Source organism: Pseudomonas sp. zfem005 (genome assembly GCF_032621735.1).
GTDB lineage: Bacteria > Pseudomonadota > Gammaproteobacteria > Pseudomonadales > Pseudomonadaceae > Metapseudomonas > Metapseudomonas solani.
Map to the genome: position 1 here is coordinate 68,793 of NZ_JAVYJE010000003.1, position 18,341 is coordinate 87,133.

General features: G+C 64.6%; 18 protein-coding genes. 12 read left to right on the forward strand and 6 right to left on the reverse strand.

From position 1 onward, the window contains the following. The first annotated feature begins 56 nt into the window (after window positions 1-56). Window positions 57-338, forward strand: a complete 282-nt coding sequence (locus RTW82_RS07100; RefSeq protein ID WP_021220351.1) for a hypothetical protein — start codon at window positions 57-59, stop codon at window positions 336-338. Window positions 339-412: 74 nt separating this feature from the next. After that, window positions 413-1,378 carry a L,D-transpeptidase family protein gene (locus RTW82_RS07105; protein ID WP_021220350.1) on the forward strand — a complete coding sequence of 322 codons (966 nt, stop codon included), beginning with the start codon at window positions 413-415 and terminating at the stop codon, window positions 1,376-1,378. Between the two features lie 140 nt (window positions 1,379-1,518). Here RTW82_RS07105 and oprI read toward each other — a convergent pair whose 3' ends face one another. Next, window positions 1,519-1,770, reverse strand: a complete 252-nt coding sequence (oprI, locus tag RTW82_RS07110) for an outer membrane lipoprotei OprI (protein ID WP_003448337.1) — start codon at window positions 1,768-1,770, stop codon at window positions 1,519-1,521. A 453-nt stretch (window positions 1,771-2,223) separates the two neighbouring features. Here oprI and RTW82_RS07115 point away from each other — a divergent pair, with 453 nt between their 5' ends. After that, complete coding sequence (locus RTW82_RS07115) at window positions 2,224-3,495, forward strand: hypothetical protein (protein ID WP_410478763.1); 1,272 nt, start codon at window positions 2,224-2,226, stop codon at window positions 3,493-3,495. A 19-nt stretch (window positions 3,496-3,514) separates the two neighbouring features. Then, window positions 3,515-3,796: a GNAT family N-acetyltransferase gene (locus tag RTW82_RS07120; RefSeq protein WP_021220347.1), complete on the forward strand. Its 282-nt coding sequence runs from the start codon at window positions 3,515-3,517 to the stop codon at window positions 3,794-3,796. A gap of 59 nt (window positions 3,797-3,855) precedes the next feature. On the opposite strand, the gene RTW82_RS07125 is transcribed toward RTW82_RS07120, so the two are convergent. Both RTW82_RS07125 and RTW82_RS07130 read right to left on the reverse strand, forming a co-directional pair. Next, on the reverse strand, window positions 3,856-4,932 hold the full coding sequence (locus RTW82_RS07125) for a 3-deoxy-7-phosphoheptulonate synthase (protein WP_271660557.1): 1,077 nt from the start codon (window positions 4,930-4,932) through the stop codon (window positions 3,856-3,858). 161 nt (window positions 4,933-5,093) lie between these two features. Then, window positions 5,094-5,513: a PilZ domain-containing protein gene (locus RTW82_RS07130; protein ID WP_021220345.1), complete on the reverse strand. Its 420-nt coding sequence runs from the start codon at window positions 5,511-5,513 to the stop codon at window positions 5,094-5,096. Between the two features lie 51 nt (window positions 5,514-5,564). Here RTW82_RS07130 and RTW82_RS07135 point away from each other — a divergent pair, with 51 nt between their 5' ends. The 5 genes from RTW82_RS07135 (at window position 5,565) to cysB (ending at window position 9,412) form a co-directional block, all read left to right on the forward strand. Then, entirely contained in the window at window positions 5,565-5,900 is a 336-nt protein-coding gene (locus tag RTW82_RS07135; protein ID WP_316924680.1) for a thioredoxin family protein, read from the forward strand. Then, the gene (locus tag RTW82_RS07140) at window positions 5,900-6,856 is read left to right on the forward strand and encodes a putative 2-dehydropantoate 2-reductase (protein ID WP_316924681.1); all 957 of its coding nucleotides are present in this window, start codon (window positions 5,900-5,902) and stop codon (window positions 6,854-6,856) included. The genes RTW82_RS07135 and RTW82_RS07140 overlap by 1 nt, the downstream gene beginning before the upstream one ends. A 10-nt stretch (window positions 6,857-6,866) precedes the next feature. Beyond that, window positions 6,867-7,772 (forward strand): 5'-nucleotidase, encoded by a 906-nt coding sequence (locus RTW82_RS07145; protein WP_316924682.1) that lies wholly within the window; start codon window positions 6,867-6,869, stop codon window positions 7,770-7,772. A gap of 43 nt (window positions 7,773-7,815) precedes the next feature. After that, window positions 7,816-8,316 carry a universal stress protein gene (locus RTW82_RS07150; RefSeq protein WP_021220341.1) on the forward strand — a complete coding sequence of 167 codons (501 nt, stop codon included), beginning with the start codon at window positions 7,816-7,818 and terminating at the stop codon, window positions 8,314-8,316. Between the two features lie 121 nt (window positions 8,317-8,437). Then, window positions 8,438-9,412: an HTH-type transcriptional regulator CysB gene (cysB, locus tag RTW82_RS07155; protein WP_021220340.1), complete on the forward strand. Its 975-nt coding sequence runs from the start codon at window positions 8,438-8,440 to the stop codon at window positions 9,410-9,412. A 43-nt stretch (window positions 9,413-9,455) separates the two neighbouring features. Here the strand turns inward: cysB and RTW82_RS07160 are convergent, their stop codons facing one another. After that, entirely contained in the window at window positions 9,456-9,731 is a 276-nt protein-coding gene (locus RTW82_RS07160) for a hypothetical protein (protein ID WP_021220339.1), read from the reverse strand. A 4-nt stretch (window positions 9,732-9,735) separates the two neighbouring features. Beyond that, on the reverse strand, window positions 9,736-10,470 hold the full coding sequence (locus RTW82_RS07165) for a phosphoadenylyl-sulfate reductase (protein ID WP_021220338.1): 735 nt from the start codon (window positions 10,468-10,470) through the stop codon (window positions 9,736-9,738). Between the two features lie 190 nt (window positions 10,471-10,660). On the opposite strand from RTW82_RS07165, the gene thrH reads away from it, so the two are divergent. Continuing rightward, a complete protein-coding gene (gene thrH / locus RTW82_RS07170) occupies window positions 10,661-11,278 on the forward strand; it encodes a bifunctional phosphoserine phosphatase/homoserine phosphotransferase ThrH (RefSeq protein ID WP_021220337.1) in 618 nt (205 codons plus the stop codon). 75 nt (window positions 11,279-11,353) lie between these two features. Here the strand turns inward: thrH and pabB are convergent, their stop codons facing one another. Continuing rightward, a complete protein-coding gene (gene pabB / locus RTW82_RS07175; protein WP_316924683.1) occupies window positions 11,354-12,700 on the reverse strand; it encodes an aminodeoxychorismate synthase component I in 1,347 nt (448 codons plus the stop codon). A 163-nt stretch (window positions 12,701-12,863) separates the two neighbouring features. Here pabB and RTW82_RS07180 point away from each other — a divergent pair, with 163 nt between their 5' ends. Both RTW82_RS07180 and RTW82_RS07185 read left to right on the forward strand, forming a co-directional pair. After that, window positions 12,864-15,578 carry a LuxR C-terminal-related transcriptional regulator gene (locus RTW82_RS07180; RefSeq protein WP_316924684.1) on the forward strand — a complete coding sequence of 905 codons (2,715 nt, stop codon included), beginning with the start codon at window positions 12,864-12,866 and terminating at the stop codon, window positions 15,576-15,578. After that, entirely contained in the window at window positions 15,575-18,283 is a 2,709-nt protein-coding gene (locus tag RTW82_RS07185; RefSeq protein ID WP_316924685.1) for a helix-turn-helix transcriptional regulator, read from the forward strand. The genes RTW82_RS07180 and RTW82_RS07185 overlap by 4 nt, the downstream gene beginning before the upstream one ends. The last annotated feature ends 58 nt before the right edge of the window (window positions 18,284-18,341 follow it).

Here is an 18,341-nt window from a genome sequence, read left to right on the forward strand (position 1 = left end):
GGCTTTTCCGGGGCACGCCTTTCGGCTAAGGTTGCGCACCCGTCCTGGAGTCCTTCATGCCGCGCCCCGCCTGGTCCCTGCATGCCTATAAGCTGATCGAGCCCGACGAGCAGCTCGACCTGTTCGCTTGCCGCGAGGTGCGCCTGCACCTGGTTGCTCGCCAGCTTGAACTCGGCGGCCATGCGGACAGGACCCTGTGCGGGGGATTGCTGCCGGCGAAGCCGCGCTGGTGCGTGCTGGAAAAACCGCAGTTGCAGGACCGCCGCCTGTGCCCGGCCTGCCGCGCCGAACTGGACTCCCAGCGGGACGGCCACCGGCCCGAATGGTCCGACGGCTGAGCCCTCCCGGCGCGCTGCGTGCCGGTGTACAATCCCGAGTCTTTTAATCAGCCACTTTTGCCAAGGATTACCGGATGTTGTCGCGCGTTCCCGCCGTCGCCCGTTCCCTGTCCCTGATCGCGCTCGCGCTGGCCGGTCACGCTGCAGCGCTGGAGCTGCCCCTGCCGCCCCCCGGCGAGGATATCGTCGGCCAGGTCCAGGTGATCAAGGCCAAGTACGAAGACACCTTCGCCGACATCGGCGTCGCCAATGACCTGGGTTACCTGGAGATGGTCGCGGCCAACCCGGGCGTCGATCCCTGGCTGCCGGGCACGGGCACCGAGATCCTCCTGCCGACCCGCTTCATCCTGCCGCCGGGCCCGCGCGAAGGCATCGTGATCAACCTGGCCGAGTACCGCATGTATTACTTCCCGAAAGGGCAGAACGTGGTGCACACCTTCCCGCTGGGGATCGGTCGCGAGGGTTGGGGTTCCCCGATCAACACCACCAAGATCACCGCCAAGACGCCGAACCCGGCCTGGTATCCGCCCAAGTCCATCCGTGAAGAGCACGCCGCCGATGGCGACCCGCTGCCCACCGTGGTGCCGGCGGGCCCGGACAACCCGCTGGGCCCGTTCAAGTTCACCCTGGGCCTGCCTGGCTACCTGATCCACGGTTCGAACAAGAAGTTCGGTATCGGCATGCGTGTCAGCCACGGTTGCTTCCGCATGCTCAACAACAACGTGCTGGCGCTGGCCAAGATGGCGCCGGTGGGCACGCCCGTACGCATCATCAACGAGCCCTACAAGTTCGGCGTGAGCGGCGGCAAGGTCTACATCGAGGCTCACACCCCGCTGAACGACCATGGCGACCCGTCGGTGGTGGACAAGCACACCGCCGTTATCAACGCGCTGCTCAAGCGTGAAGACCTGGTCAACAGCATCCGCCTGGATTGGGAAGTGGTGCGTGAAGTGGTCGCGGCCGAAGACGGCCTGCCGGTGGAAATCGCCGAGCCTTCCGCTGCCGTGGCCAACAGCGAGCCCGCTGCCCCCAGCTTCTAAGCGGCACTGAACAGAGCCCGCCTGCCCTTATGGGGCGGCGGGCTTTTTCATGCCTGTGGAAATGTGCCGGGGTGGAATCGCAGGCATAAAAAAACCGACCCAGTGAACTGGGTCGGTTCGAGTAAAAGCCTTGTGGGCTATTACTTGCGGCTGGCTTTTTCCAGCATACGCAGAGCGCGCTCGTTAGCCTCGTCAGCAGTTTGCTGGGCTTTCTGAGCGGCGGCCAGAGCTTCGTCAGCCTTGCGGTAGGCTTCATCGGCACGGGCTTGAGCGCGAGCGGCTGCATCTTCAGTTGCAGTCAGACGGGCTTCGGTTTCTTTGGAGACGCTGCTGCAACCGGTGGCCAGAACTGCTGCCAGAGCCAGAGCAGAGAATTTCAGAACGTTGTTCATCGTGTTCCCCTTAAGGTGGACATTTCCATAAAAGCAATTCCCCGAGCTTGGGAAATTAGCCGGCGTACATACTACCCATAACTTGTAGTAAGTAAACTGACGAGGTGCAAGGAGGGGTGTTTTTTTTCACCTTCCCAGCCATTTCCGACGGTGCCTGTTCAAAAAATATCCAGTTGGATAGTCCGTGAGCAGGTGAAGTTCAAAGTTTAGCCGAAGATGACGGAGATACCCTGTCGGCCCCGGCCTGGTTGGGTGGGGCTGTTTGTCGAGAAATGACAGGCGTGGGTCGCTTTTGCATGTTTGCTGCTATGCGCGGATGTAAAGACCACAACTTCCCGTTCGTTACAGTGAACTGGTTCTTCATATTGTGGGAAATGCCGTGGATGGCCCATGGGCGCACTGATAAGCTGCGCCGGTTTTCATCCCGCATTCCAGGACATCAAGGACGGCGTTATGGCAAGACTACTTAAGTGGGTGGTGCTCGCGGCGCTCGCGCTGGCGTTAATCATCAAACTATCCCTGTACCTTTCGGTCAGGTCGATCATGAATGATGCGATCCAGCAGCTTTCGCCGATCATGGACATCAGCTACGGCGGCATCACCTCGTCCTTCGACGGCCGCGTCGGCCTGGAGAACCTCAAGGTTCGTGTCCCCGCCCTGGGCGACAGCGTGCAGGTGACCCATGCCGAGCTGAAGTTCAATGGCCTGCGCGAGCTGCTCAGCTTCAAGGAGCGCCTGGACGAGGGCAAGTTTCCGAAGCAGATGGCCATGCGCCTGAAGGGCCTGATGCTGGACGTGCACGGTCCCTTCATGCAGCAGCTCTACGATGCGCCGACCGAACGCAGCATCTTCACCGCGATGAGCGAAGTGGCGTGCGGCAAGATCAACCATATCGGCACCAATGAGCTGCTCGACATGGGTTACCGCACCTTCGAGACCGACGCCGAGTTCTCCTACCTGTTCGAGCCCGGCGCGCAGAAGCTGACCTTCAATCTCACGTCCGATACCCGTGACATGGGCGAGACCCGCGTCAGCATGGCGCTGTCGAACATGTCCGAGAAGCCGGGCGACCTGCGGGTCAACCCGCCGCGTCTGTCCAGCGTCGTCTTCGAACTCAACGACAACCAGTACCAGCGCAAGGTGCAGGAATACTGCGCCGGTAAATTGGGCCAGCCCGCCGATGTCTATCCGAAGACCGCCGTGGAGCAGCTCGATCGCGTGCTGCGGGCGCAGAAGATCGCTCTCGAGCAGCCGTTGCTGGATGCCTACGGGCGCTACCTGAAGGACCCGCAATCGCTGCGCGTCGAGCTGACCCCGACCGAGGGCATGAGCTGGGACGGCCTGCAGTTCTTCGAGCCGAAGGATGTGGTCGGTATGCTGCGCCCGGTGCTGCTGGTCAACCAGCAGGCGGTGCAGCCGATTGCCTTCGCCTGGGTCGACCCGGGCAAGCGTCCGGAGATGGGGGTTAACGAGATGGTTTCGGTAACGTCGGAAAATACCGACGCCCCAGGTGCCTTGCCGAAGTACGAATTCGTCAAGGTATCCAGCCTGCAGGACTACGCAGGCAAGCGACTGCAGTTCATCACCTTCGATGGCGCCTATTACCAGGGTGTATTACATAAGGTGGAGAACGGTAAGGCTTTCCTGAGTGTCCAATTTGGCTCCGGCTCCGCCGAAATGTTTCTTCGGCTGGAAAAGATAGATAAGGTACGGGTGTTGTTCTAAAACCCCCTGAGGAGTTGCGATGAGCGAGGCGCTGTCCATCCACCATGACCAGGCAGGTCATCAGTTCGAGACCACCGTGGACGGTCATCGTGCTTACCTTGCCTACATGGACCTGGGCAAACAGACATTGGACATCTATCGCACCTTCGTGCCGAACGCGCTGCGTGGCAGGGGCATCGCCGCAGCGCTCACCGAGCGCGCGCTGGGCTTCGCTGAAGACCAGGGCTATACGGTGATCCCCTCCTGCTCCTATGTGGAGCGCTACATCGAGCGTCGCCAGCGTCACGCCCCCAAGGGCTGAGCTGAAGGCTGAAATGAAAACGCCGGGCAGATGCCCGGCGTTTTTCATTGCGCGGTCGATCAGCCGCGCTGGCGCTTGGGTAGCACGTCCTTGAGTTTGGCGTGCATGCTGCGCAGGGTCTTCTCGGTGGCTTCCCAGTCGATGCAGGCATCGGTGATCGATACACCGTACTTCAGCTGGTTCAGGTCCTTGGGAATGGACTGGCTGCCCCAGCCGAGGTGGCTTTCCACCATCAGGCCGACGATGGAGCCGTTGCCTTCGAGGATCTGGTTGGCGACGTTGTCCATCACCAGCGGCTGCAGGGCCGGGTCCTTGTTGGAGTTGGCGTGGCTGCAGTCGACCATGATGTTCGGCTTGATGCCGGCTTTGGTCAGTTCCTGCTCACAAATGGCAACGCTCACCGAGTCGTAGTTGGGCTTGCCGTTGCCGCCGCGCAGCACGACATGGCCATAGGCGTTGCCCTTGGTGGTGACGATGGAGACGCCACCTTCCTGGTTGATGCCGAGGAAGCGGTGCGGGCTGGAGACCGACTGCAGCGCGTTGATCGCCACGGTCAGGCTGCCGTCGGTGCCGTTCTTGAAGCCGACCGCCGAGGACAGGCCAGAGGCCATCTCGCGGTGGGTCTGGGATTCGGTGGTGCGGGCGCCGATGGCGGACCAGCTGATCAGGTCCTGCAGGTACTGCGGGGAGATCGGGTCCAGCGCCTCGGTGGCGGTGGGCAGGCCTTTCTCGGCCAGGTCGCGCAGCAGTTGGCGACCGATGTGCAGGCCATCCTGGATCTTGAAGGAGTCGTCAAGGTAGGGGTCGTTGATCAGGCCTTTCCAGCCGACGGTGGTGCGCGGCTTCTCGAAGTACACGCGCATGACCAGGAAGAGCGTGTCGGAGACCTCGGCTGCCAGGCCCTTGAGGCGATCGGCGTATTCGTGTGCGGCCTTGATGTCGTGGATCGAGCAGGGGCCGACCACCACGAACAGGCGATGATCCTTGCCATCGAGGATGTTGCGCACCACTTCGCGGCCATGGGCGACGGTGTGCAATGCGGCGTCGGTGAGCGGAATCTCGCGTTTCAGCTGCTCCGGCGTGATCAGGGTCTCGTTGGAGGCAACGTTAAGGTCGTCGATCGGTAAATCAGCCATCGTGCTAGTCATCAGGTCAGTCGTCAGGTCACAGGTGCGGGCCGCCAGCCATCCCGGAGCGGCGGGGCACGGCATTTGAGTGCGCGTCGGGGACGCGGAACCTTAACGCGTTACACGCTGGCTCGACAATGGCGCGAAGGGAGCAAATAGGCGGAAAATGCTCAGTTCAGGCTGGCAGCGGAGAACTCGGCGGCGTGCCGGGCGATCCATTCCTGGGCGATGCGCTCGATCGGCAGTTCCTCACCGGCCTCCAGTTCGCGCTGCTTGCGGTAGACCTCGATCTGGCAGACCTGCTCGACCATGCGGGCGCGGAACAGGGTTTCCTCGTCGGTGAAGCAGATGCCCACCAGGTAGTCGTCGGGTTGCTTGCGGCACCAGGCGACGATGCCCGCATAGCGCGCCTCGTCGCCCAGCAGGGGGATGCGCAGCTCGATCGCGGTGCCCTTGCGAAAGCCCCGCAGCGAGTTGCAGGCAACGCCGCCGAGGCTGATATTGTGCAGCCGCTGTCGCGGCAGGAAGCTGTGCTTGCGCAGTACCAGCTCTACAGGCAGATCGCTGGGGTGACGCAGGAATCGACGCATTTTTTGTGAACTCCGGATGCCATTATTCTGGCATCTCCTAGGGGCAGTATAGTGCGCGAACTGGAACTGACTGATTTCGATGCGGACCAGCAACTGCTGGGGCTGCCGGGCACCTCCCTGGTGATATTCACCAGCATAGGTTGTGCCAGTTGCCGCTGGGCGCGGCGCCATCTGTCGCAGATGCCCCTGGGCGTCGACAGATTGTGCTGGATAGACGCCGGCAATAATGGTGGCCTGGTGCAGCGCTACGAGGTATTCCACCTGCCTGCACTGTTTGTGGTGCGGGATGGACAATTTCTTGGCGCCCTGCGCAGCACGCTGCAGGGCGACGACCTGAACCGCAACCTGGACGAGGCCCTGGCCCGCCAGGCAGAGGAGCTTCCCTGATGACCCAAACCCAGCAACCGCGCATCGGCATCATCGGTACCGGTGCCATCGGCGGCTTCTACGGCTTGCTGCTGGCCCGCGCGGGCTTCGACGTGCACTTCCTGCTGCGCAGCGAATACGAGGCCGTGCGTGCCAATGGTTTGCAGCTCAACAGCGCTGTGCACGGCGCCCTGACCCTGAGCCCCGTGCAGGCCTACCGCGACGTGGCCGAGATGCCGTCCTGCGACTGGCTGCTGGTGGGCGCCAAGACCACCAGCAACGCCGACCTGGCGCCGCTGATCGCCCGTGCCGCAGCTCCGGGCGCCAAGGTGGTGCTGCTGCAGAACGGCCTGGCTGTCGAGGACGCGTTGCGCCCGCTGCTGCCGGATTCGCTGCACCTGCTGGGCGGGCTCTGCTACATCTGCGTCCACCGCGATGCGCCGGGCGTCATCGAACACCAGTCCCTGGGGGCGGTGAACCTCGGCTACCACTCCGGCCCGGCCAGCGATGATGGCGCGCGCCAGGCGCTGCTGGAGGAGGGCGTCGGGCTGTTCCGCGCGGCGGGGCTCGATTCCACCGGCATGCCCAACCTCGACCAGGCGCGCTGGCAGAAGCTGGTGTGGAACGTGCCCTACAACGGTCTTTCGGTGCTGCTCGATGCCGGCACCACGGCCTTGATGCGCAACGCCGACGCCCGCGAGCTGATCCAGGCGATCATGCAGGAAGTGGTGGAGGGCGCACTGGCCTGTGGCCACAGCCTGCCGGAAGGGTTCGCCGGCAAGCTGCTGGCTTCCACCGACCGCATGCCCGACTACCTGCCCAGCATGTACCACGACTTCGCCCAGCGCCGGCCGCTGGAGCTGGAGGCCATCTATGCTGCACCCCTGGCAGCGGCCGCTGCGGCCGGCAAGGAATTGCCGCGCATCCGTGCGCTTTACCAGGCCCTGCGTTTCATCGACGCGCGCAACCAGCAATAAGGAGAGGGGCATGGCGGGAGGATTGGCGGACAAACTGGTGCTGGCGATTTCCTCACGGGCGCTCTTCGACCTCAATGAAAGCCACCGGGTCTATGAATCCGAAGGCATCGAAGCCTACCGCCAATACCAGATCGACCATGAGGAAGAAGTGCTCGAGCCGGGCGATGCCTTCCCCCTGGTGGAGAAGCTGCTCGGCCTCAACAGCGCACTCGGGCAGGCGCGGGTCGAGGTGATCCTGGTGTCGCGCAACAGCGCCGATACCGGGCTGCGCGCGTTCAACTCGATCCAGCAGCATGGCCTGGCCATCTCCCGCGCGGCCTTTTCCGGCGGCCGCAGCCCGGGGCCTTATCTCAAGGCGTTCGGTTGCCACCTGTTCCTCTCCACCCATGTGGACGACGTGCGCGCTGCGCTGCAAAGCGGCTTCGCCGCGGCGACCATCCTGTCCGGTGGGCCGCGCCGGGCCGCCAGCAACGAACTGCGCATCGCCTTCGACGGTGACGCGGTGCTGTTTTCCGACGACTCCGAGCGCGTCTACCAGCGCGGCGGGCTCGAAGCCTTCCAGGCCTACGAGCGCGAAGCTGCCTTGACGCCGCTGGACGGCGGTCCCTTCAAGCCCTTCCTCTCGGCGCTCAACCGCCTGCAGCAGGAGTTCCCTGCCGACGCCTGTCCCATCCGCACGGCCCTGGTCACCGCGCGCTCGGCGCCGGCCCATGAGCGGGTCATCCGTACCCTGCGCGAGTGGGACATCCGTCTCGATGAATCCTTCTTCCTCGGCGGGCTGGAAAAGTCCTCGATCCTTGATGCCTTTGGCGCCGACGTGTTCTTCGACGACCAGGCCGGGCACTGTGAAAAAGCCCGTGACGTGGTCGCTACGGGCCATGTGCCGCACGGTGTAAGCAACGAACCGCAGATCTGACTAAGCTGAGACGAGGCCCGCCACCCAGGCAGTAGGAGGCCTCATGATCCGTTCGATTCTTTACGCCACCGACCTTGGCCTCTATGCCCCCTACGTGCTGCAGCACGCCCTCTCGCTCGCCCGGGTCTACCAGGCCGAGCTCTACGTGGTGCACGCGGTGGAGCCCCTCGGGTTGTTCGCCGAGTCGGTCCTGCAGACCTACCTGGATGAGGAGCGCCTTGCCGACCTGCGCAGCAAGGGCCTGGGAACCGTCATGGCCAGCATCGAACAGCGTGTGCTGGAAGGGTTCCGCGACGAGATGGGTGACGCCCAGAGCGAACTGGGGATGATCCGCGCGGTGCGCGTGGTGCAGGGCGACCCGGCCCAGGTGATTCTCGAAGAGGCGCAGAAACTCGGGGTGGATTTGCTGGTCGTAGGCAGTCATAGCCATGGCGCTGCGCTCGATACGCCCCTGGGGAGGACGTCGGCGCGGCTGGTGCAGTTATCCGATGTGCCGGTGTACCTGGTGCCCATGCTGCAGCACCGGGGCAGGGGAGAGCTGTGACGGCGATTACGAATGACGTGCAAAACTGAAAAAAACGTCTAGTTTTATCCATCAAACCATTAATATGGTTATAAACGTCGCCGACCATCCATTGCGTCGTCATTTGCTTTGAGGGACATCTATGAAGCTTCAGCAACTGCGCTACATCTGGGAAGTGGCGCACCACGACCTCAACGTGTCGGCCACCGCGCAAAGCCTGTACACCTCGCAACCAGGTATCAGCAAGCAAATCCGCCTGCTCGAGGATGAACTGGGCGTCGAAGTATTCGCCCGCAGCGGCAAGCACCTCACCCGCGTCACTCCGGCGGGCGAGCGCATCATCACCACCGCCGGGGAAATCCTGCGCAAGGTGGAAAGCATCAAGCAGATCGCCCAGGAATTCTCCAACGAGAAGAAGGGCACCCTGTCCATCGCCACCACCCACACCCAGGCGCGCTACGCGTTGCCGCCGGTGATCAGCAACTTTATCCGCCAGTACCCGGACGTGGCCCTGCACATGCACCAGGGCACGCCGATGCAGATCGCCGAGATGGCCGCCGACGGCACCGTCGACTTCGCCATCGCCACCGAGGCCCTGGAGCTGTTCGGTGACCTGGTGATGATGCCCTGCTACCGCTGGAACCGCTGCGTGATCGTGCCCCAGGGCCACCCGCTGACCAAACTGCCGAAGCTGACCCTGGAAGCGCTCGCCGAGCACCCCATCGTCACCTACGTGTTCGGTTTCACCGGCCGTTCGAAGCTGGACGAAGCCTTCAGCCATCGCGGCCTGACGCCGAAGGTGGTATTCACCGCGGCCGACGCCGACGTGATCAAGACCTATGTGCGCCTGGGCCTGGGCGTGGGCATCGTCGCCAAGATGGCGGTGGACCCCAAGCTCGACAGCGACCTCGTGGTGCTGGACGCCGGCGAGCTGTTCGAATCCAGCGTGACCAAGATCGGCTTCCGTCGTGGCACCTTCCTGCGCGGCTTCATGTGCGACTTCATCGAGAAGTTCGCCCCGCACCTGACTCGCGACATGCTGGCCAAGGCGGTGCAGTGCCATAACAAGGCCGAACTGGATGACCTGTTCCACGACGTCGAGCTGCCGACCTACTGAGTCGACGCCCGCAAACGAAAAGCCCGGCATCTGCCGGGCTTTTTCATTCTGCTTCGAGCACCTGGTGCAGGAACTCATGGAACACGGTGTAGACCTGCTCGCTGCCGTCGTCGCGACGCACGACGAAGAAGGGCGCGGTGTCGATGCCGTAGTGCTGGGCGACCATCCAGCCGCTGCTGGCCGGGTTGCGCTCGTCCGCCACCATCACCCGGTCGATGCGCCCCATGTAGCCGCCACGTTCCAGCAGGCGCTGCACATCCTTGCACTTGTCGCAGTCCTCGCCATCGGCCAGGACCTTCTTCACCAGGGTGATCTTCATCGGTTCAGTTCTTCGCGATCAGGTTGCCGGCGTGCAGCCCGCACTCCTTCTGCGTGGCTTCTTCCCACCACCAGCGGCCTTCGCGTTCGTGCTGGTTGGGCAGCACGGGGCGGGTGCAGGGCTCGCAGCCGATGCTGATGAAACCGCGCTCGTGCAGCGGGTTGTAGGGAATCTCCAGCATGCGGATGTAGGCCCAGACTTCGTCGCTGGGCATCTGCGCCAGGGGGTTGAACTTGTACAGCGGGTTGTCGGGTGTGGAGAAGGCGCCATCCAGTTCTACCGCCGCCACCTTGCTGCGGGTGCCGGGGCTCTGGTCGCGGCGCTGGCCGGTGGCCCATGCGCGCACGGTGGACAGCTTGCGCCGCAGCGGCTCGATCTTGCGGATGCCGCAGCACTCCTCGTGGCCGTCCTTGTAGAAGCTGAACAGGCCTTTCTCGCGAACGAAGGGCTCCAGCTTGGTGGCGTCGGGGGAGAGCAGTTCGATGGCGATGCCGTAGTGCTCGCGGACCTTCTCGATGAAGCGATAGGTTTCCGGGTGCAGGCGACCGGTATCCAGGCTGAACACCTTGACGTTCTTGTTGAGCTTCCAGGCCATGTCCACCAGCACCACGTCCTCGGCACCGCTGAAGGACAGCCACAGGTCGTCGCCGAAGTGTTCGAAGGCGAGCTTGAGGATGTCCTGGGGGGATTTGCTGGCGTAGGCCGCGGCGATCTCGGCGACGTCGAAGGGTTGGCTCATCAGGCGGTTTTCCTAGTTGAAATGGCGCTACGCGCTCTGTGGCGCGGATGGTAGCAAAAGCAACTTATGCGCCTAAATAACCATAAGGCAGGGGGACTGCCCTGTTTGGGTATAAGTGCCGCGTTGCGTGGCTGCGGGTGAAAAGCTAGAGTGCCGCCTCCCTAACAATTCAATAACCGAGGAATGTCTCGTGGAAATCGCCTGTCTCGACCTGGAAGGTGTGCTGGTTCCGGAAATCTGGATCGCCTTCGCCGAAAAAACTGGAATCGACGCGCTCAAGGCCACGACCCGCGATATTCCCGACTATGACGTGCTGATGAAGCAGCGCCTGCGTATCCTCGATGAGCACGGCCTCAAGCTGTCCGACATCCAGGAAGTGATCGCCACCCTCAAGCCGCTGGAAGGCGCGGTGGAGTTCGTCGACTGGCTGCGCGAGCGCTTCCAGGTGGTGATCCTCTCCGACACCTTCTACGAGTTCTCCCAGCCGCTGATGCGCCAGCTCGGCTTCCCGGCCCTGCTGTGCCACAAGCTGATCACCGACGACACCGACCGCGTCGTGGGCTACCAGCTGCGCCAGAAGGACCCGAAGCGCCAATCGGTGATCGCCTTCAAGAGCCTCTACTACCGTGTGATCGCTGCTGGCGACTCCTACAACGACACCACCATGCTCGCCGAGGCCCACGCCGGCATCCTGTTCCATGCGCCGGAAAACGTGATCCGCGAGTTCCCGCAGTTCCCGGCGGTGCACACCTACGAGGACCTCAAGCGTGAGTTCCTCAAGGCGTCCGATCGCCAGCTGAGCCTCTGAGCCCAGCCATGAAAAAGCCCGCGAAAGCGGGCTTTTTCGTTTCTGCGTCTGCGTGGCGCTGGGCGAATGGAGCCCCTACAAGCCTTCCAGGGTGCGCAACAGCACCTGCACCTTGGTGATGGATTCGCAGTACTCCTCTTCCCATTGGGAGTCGGCGACGATGCCCCCACCGCCCCAGCAACTGGCGACGCCGTCCTTCACCAGCAGGGTGCGGATGGCGATGGAGCTGTCCATCTCCCCACGCACGTCGAGGTAGACCAGCGAGCCGCAGTAGATGGCGCGGCGGGTGGGCTCCAGCTCGTCGATGATCTGCATGGCGCGGATCTTCGGCGCACCGGTGATGGAGCCGCCGGGGAAGCTGCCGAGCAGCAGGTCCAGCGCGTCCTTGCCGGCAGCCAGGGTGCCGCTCACGGCGCTGACCAGGTGGTGCACGTTGGGGTAGCTCTCCAGGGCGAACAGCTCGGGCACCTTCACGCTGCCGGTGGCGCAGCTGCGCCCCAGGTCGTTGCGCAGCAGGTCGACGATCATCAGGTTTTCCGCCCGGTCCTTGGGGCTCGCCAGCAGCTCTGCGGCCTGTTCGGCGTCCTCTTCCGGCGTGCGGCCCCGTGGGCGGGTGCCCTTGATCGGGCGGGTTTCCACCTGGCCCTGGCTCAGCTTGATGAAGCGCTCCGGCGACAGGCTGAGGATGGCGCCGCCACCGGCCAGGGCCTGGTAGGCGGAGAAGGGCGTGGAGCAGGCCTCGCGCAGCGCCAGGTAGGCCGCCCAGGGATCGCCCTGGCAGGGTGCCTGGAAGCGCTGGGCGAAATTCACCTGGTAGCAGTCACCGGCAGCGATGTACGACTGGATGCGCTCGATGGCCGTTCTGTAAGCCGTTTGCGACAGATCGGCCTGAAAGGCGCGGGTAAGACGAAATTCCTCGACGTTGTCGGGATTTTCCGTGTGCTCGAACAGGTCTATCAGTCTCAGTCGCTCGCTTTCGGCGAGGCTCGGGTGGAACACCAGCTGGCTGGTGCGGCACTGGTGGTCGCTGACCAGGGCCCAGGCATAGAGGCCGAGTTGGGCGTCCGGCAGGTGGCGGTCATCCAGGGCCTGCTCGGGCAGTTGCTCCAGCCGGCGACCGAAGTCATAGGAAAAATATCCCATCAATCCGCCCGTGAATGGCAGTTCCACGGTATCGGGGGAATCCGCCGGGCCCAGCTGCTGCAAGGTCCCGCGAAGGCGGCAAATAAAGTCGTTGGCCGATTCGTCGGGTCCCGGCGCCAGTTCTGCCAATGGCCAGGCGCTGAATAGGTCATAGCGTCCACGACTGGCAATGGGCCGGCCGGCGTCGAGCAGCACCGCTCCGGGTGCATGGCGGACGAGGGCGAAACGCTGTCCCGGGTGTTTGTGGTAGGGCAGAGGGTGTAGGAGGCAGTTGGGCATGATGGACGCAAAGAGGGCGCGAGTGAGGATTCTAGACCGCCTAAATTGTCGATCCTAGAGCCGTTTCTTAAGTTTACGCAGGAAATGCATTCTGATAATTATGGATAAATCCCGCGGGGTCATATCCCCGTCCCACAATGATAAAGATACAGGGATACAGGCCGTGGATGCAGTTCTCGACCCCGCAGCCGGCAGCCTACTGCGCTCAAAACTGATGACGCCCCAAGCGTCTGCCGACTCTTTGCCACGACCGCAGGTGCAGGCGGTCCTGGCTGCACACCCTCACGCGCGCCTTTTGCTGTTCTCGGCGCCCGCAGGCTTTGGCAAGACCACCGCCCTGGCGACCCTCGCAGAACAACGGCGTGAGGCCGGTTCCGCTGTCGCCTGGTTCTCCCTCGGCAGCGAGGACGACAACCCCTCGCGCTTCTTCCAGCAACTGATCAAGACCCTGGGTGCCGCCGTGCCCGGCATCGGTGCCCATGCGGCCGGCTTCCTGCAGAACACCATGCAGGTGCCGGTCGCTGCCGTGCTGGAAAGCCTGCTGGTGGAACTGACCGCCCTGGAAGGGCCGCTGCTGCTGGTGCTGGATGACTTGCACCTGCTCAGCGACGCGGAGATCTTCACCGCCCTCGGCCGCCTGGTGAAGATGGCGCCTGCCAATTTCACCCTCGCCATCGGCAGCCGCTCCCTGCCGCCGATGAACCTCGCCACCCTGCGTGCCAAGGGCTGGTTGCTGGAGATCGGCCTGGACGAGCTGCGCCTGACCGAGGACGAGACCCGCGACTACCTGGACCGCAGCGGCCTGGAGTTGGACGAGGCGACCCTCGCCGCGCTGCACAGCCAGACCGAAGGCTGGCTGATCGGCGTGCACCTCGCCAGCCTCTGGCTGCGCCACCAGCCCCAGGCCTCCGACCAGGTGCTGGCCATGGGCGGCGACCAGGCGGCCGTGGGCGACTACCTGCTGACCACCGTTTTCGAGCAGTTGCCGGCGGACCTGCAGGACGCCCTGCTGGCCCTCGGCATCGCCAGCCAGTTGAGCGGCGACCTGGCCAACGCCCTGACCGGGCGCAACGACGGCCAGGCCCTGCTGGAGCAGCTGGAAACCATGCAGCTGTTCCTCCTGCCCCTGGACCGCGAGCGCCAGTGGTACCGCTTCCATCACCTGTTCGCCGACTTCCTCCGGGCCCGCCTGGTGGCCCAGGAGCCGGAACGCTTCAAGCAGCTGCACTTCAATGCCAGCCTGTGGTTCACCAATCACCACATGCAGAACCTCGCCATCGAGCACGCCTGCCTGGCCGAAGACCCGGAAATGCTCGCCGCGCTGGTGGACGGTTGCGGCCTGGAGCTGATCAACCGTGGCCAGCTGAACCAGATCTACCGCTGGCGCCAGTTCGTGCCCGACGACATCGCCGAGCGCTACCCGACGCTGATCCTCGCCGATGTGTGGAACCGCGCCACCGAGCTGGCCCTGCCCGAAGCCAACCAGATGCTCGACGAGTTGCTGGCGCGCTGGGGTGGTACCGGCGCCCAGGCGCCGCTCAGCGAGAAGTACCTGGCCGCGCTGGCGGTGAAGGCCGCCATCGCGCTGCAGAAGGACGACCTCGACCTCTGCGTGAGCCTGGCGCGCAAGGTGGAGGGCCTGCTCGGCCAGCACGAGGCCTTCCTCGAAGTGGCCATGCTGGTGATCGGTGCCCTGGCCCTGGTGATCCTCGCCCAGCCCGAACAGGCGCGACGCCTGCTGGCCCTGGCGCAGCAGCGCAACCATTTCCTCGAGGGTCGCTACCTCGACATGCAACTGGGTAACGTGGAGGTGCTTCTCTCGCTGGAGCAGGGCCAGGTCAAGCAGGCCCAGTTGCTGCACGAGCAGATGCGCGCCCAGCTGATGCCGCTGTTCGGCGAGAAGTCCCGGGCCCTGGCCCTGCCGGTGATCATCGAATCGCTGATCGCCTACCAGCAGGGGCGCCTGGACGGCCTGGAGGAGCGCCTGCGCTGGGCGCTCAACCATGTCGACGTGATCAAGCCCATCGATATCTATGCCCAGGGCATGCTCTTCCTCGCGCGCATCCAGCGCATGCAGGACAAGCCCAAGGAAGCCCTGGCCAGCCTGGTGCTGATGCAGAACCTGGCGGCGCGCAACCACTCCTGGCGCTTCTACGTGCAGGCGGTGGCCGACGAGGTGACCCTGATCCTCCAGGAGCCGGCGACCGACCGCATCAAGCGGGCCGAGCTGCGCCTGAAGGCGGTGGACTGGACCAAGCTCGCCGCCGACTACGCCAAGCGCGGCTTCAACCCGGTGCTCTGGACCCAGGGGCTGATCCGCGTACGCCTGCAGCAGGCGCGTGGGCATTACAGCGAGGCGCTGCACGAGATCAACCAGTTGCGTGCCCAGCTGCAACCCGGCTGGCATGGCCTGCAACGCCTGCGCCTCGACCTGCTGGCCGCCCTCAGCTACCAGCGCCTGGGCTACCAGGAACGGGCCCAGAGCCTGCTGGTGCAGTGCCTGCTCAGTGCCGAGCGCGAGGATGTGCGCAGCCTCTTCGTGGAGGAGGGCGATGCCATCCGCCTGCTGCTGCAGCAACTGGAAGCCGCCGAGCGCCAGCCAGCGCTGCAGGGGTTCATTCGCAGCCTGCTGGCCATCTGGCCGGGACAGGACGTACGCAAGTCACAGGATGTGCTGGAAGAAGGGCTCACCGACCGCGAACGCGAGGTGGTCCTGCTGGCGGCCAAGGGACTTTCCAACGAGGAAATCGGCCAGCAGCTCTCGCTGGCCCTGGGGACCGTGAAATGGCACCTGCACAACATCTACGAGAAGCTCAAGGTGCGCAATCGCACCCAGGCGATACGTCGGGCGCGGGAACTGGGGCTGCTGGAAGCATGAGCGCCCCGTCCAACGATGCGCTGCCCTTCCCGATGCTGCGTACCAAGCTCTTCCCGCCGGATTCCGGCGGCCGTCCACGCCTGGCGCGCAAGGCCCTGATCGACCGTCTGTTCGAGGCCCGCAGCCAGCGCGTGATGGTGCTCAGCGCCCCCGCAGGGTTCGGCAAGAGCACCGTGCTCAGCCTGTTCCGCGAGAAGCTGCAGCAAGCCGGTGCACGGGTCGCCTGGCTGTCCTGCGATGATTCCGACAGCGAGCCCCAGCGCCTGCTGCAATACCTGGTCGCTGCGGTCGAGGCGGTGAAGCCGGGCTTCGGCAGCAACACCGCCGGGCTGCTGCGGGGTGAGGTGAACTGGCCGGTGGAGGCGATCATCGACGCCTTCGTCAGTGACCTGCAGCGCCTCGACGGCGAGCTCTACGTGATGCTCGACGACTTCCATCGCATCCGTCACGCCAGCCTGGAGCAGGGCGCCCGCCACCTGGTCGAGCGCCTGCCGCGCAACGTGCACCTGGTCAGCGCCACCCGCTTCACCCCGCGCAGCCTGTTCATCGAGGGCGAGGCCTTCACGCTGCAGGCCGAAGACCTGCGCCTGTCCCTTGAGGAAACCGAGGCGTACTTCCGCGAGGTCCGCGAACTGGAGCTGAGCCGCAGCGAGCTGAAGCAGCTGCATGCCCGTACCGAGGGCTGGATCACCGCGCTGCACCTGGCCAGCCTGGCCCTGGCGCGGCACCCGGACCGCAAGGCCTTCCTCGCCAGCCTCACCGGCACCGAGCGCAATATCGCCGACTACCTGGCCGAGGACGTGGTCAACAGCCTGCCCCTGGCCCTGCAGCAGTTCCTTGACCAGACCTCGGTGCTCGACGAGTTCTGCGCCGACCTGTGCAACGCGTTGACCGGCCGCCGCGACGGCCTGGACATGCTGATGCGCCTGCAGCGCGAGCAGCTCTTCGTCATCGCCCTGGACGAGCAGGGCGAGTGGTTCCGCTACCACCACCTGTTCGCCGAATTCCTCCAGGGCCGCCTGCAGCGTCATACCGACAGCGCCACCTTGCTGCATGCCGCCGCGCGCTGGTGCGAGAGCCACGACCTGCCGGACCGCGCCATCAAGTACGCCCTGCGCGGTCGTGACTACGGCTTCGCCGCCGAGTTGCTGGAGCGCCAGGGCGCTCGTCTGATCGCCGGCAACCGCGTCTACGGCATCCTCTCGATGCTCAAGGAAGTGCCCGCCGATGTGATCCGCGAGCACCCGGTGTTCCAGATCTTCTACGCCTGGCAGCTGGCCTTCGAGCAGAAGTTCGCCGAGTCCGAGGCGCTGATCGAAGAGGTCAGCACCCGCCTGCTGCAGGGGCGCGGCAAGGTCATTCACTTCGGCCTCGGCGAGCTGCTGGCCGCCTCCCAGGTGCTCAAGGCGCTGGTGCTGCTGTACCAGGACAAACTGGAAAGCTGCCTCAAGGTCGCCCGCCAGTGGCTGGCCATGGTCCCGGACAACCAGCCAGTGTTCCGCGCCAGCCTGTCCTGCGTGCAGGCGGCGGCCTATGCGTTGCTGGGGGAGTTCGGCGACGCGTCGAAATCCATCGCCACCGCACGGGATTGCCTGCGCATCGTCGACAGCGAATACCTGCATGTGATGACCAGCCTGATCGAGTCGCTGATCTGCAAGGAGAGCGGCGAGCTGGAACGCGGCCGCTCCATCGCCGAGATTGTCCGTGGCCGTGTCGAGCGGGTCTTCGGTCGCCGCAGCCGCGTGGGTGGGCCACTGGTGCTGGCGTACGCCGACTTGCTTTACGAGCAGGATCGCCATGCGGCGGTGCTCGCCGAACTGCCCCTGGCCACCACCTGGCGCGACGTGGCGACGCCGGTGGAGCTGATCAGCCGTGGGCAGCTGGTGATGGCGCGGGCGCGCTTCTTCGCCGGTGAGCCGGAGCAGGCGCTCAATCAATTGGATGACTGGCTCGCCGGCCTCCAGGGGCCGGGTTACGAGCGGGTATTCGCCCATGGCATGGGTTGCAAGGTGCAGTTCCTGCTGTGGCTGCGTCGCCCCAATGAAGCCGAACGCGTGTGCCTGCAGTTGGAGCGTCACCTGGCGGCTTTGCCGCTGGCGCGCTATGCCGATGCCCATACGGCGCTGGCCTTGTCCGTCGCTCGCCTGGCCCTGACCGAGCGGCGCCCGGAGAAGGCGCAGAGCGCGCTGGAAACCTGCCTCGCCCGCCAGGGCGCCGAGCACCAGCGCGACCGGCGCCTGCGCCTGTCCCTGTTACTTTCCGTGGCCTACTGGCGCAAAGGTAACAGCGACAAGGCCTTCGCCCTGTTCCTGCCCACCATCGAGGAGGCCTGGAACCGCGGCTACCGGCGCCTGTTCCAGGACGACGCCCTGTGGCTGCTGCCGCTGTGGGAAGCCTGGCGTGCCGCCGAGCCCAAGAAGGCCGGGGCCTGGCAGGGTATCGCCGAGACGCTGCGCGAGCAGTGCCGGCGCCTGGCGGTGGACCCGGAGACCTTCGACGAGAACCAGGATGTGAGCCACCGCGAGCGGGAAATCCTGCGTTTCGTCGCGGCCGGCCTGTCCAATCGGGACATCGCCCAGGCGGTGCACCTGTCGGAAGCGACCATCAAATGGCACCTGCACAACCTGTTCGCCAAGCTGGGCGTGCGCAGCCGTACCCAGGCGGTGCTCAAGGGCAAGAGCCTGGGCCTGCTCAGCGAGGCCTGATGCCACTAAAAAAACAGCAAGTTGCCATCCTCCATCCCTTGGATGGGCTGGCAGCGGA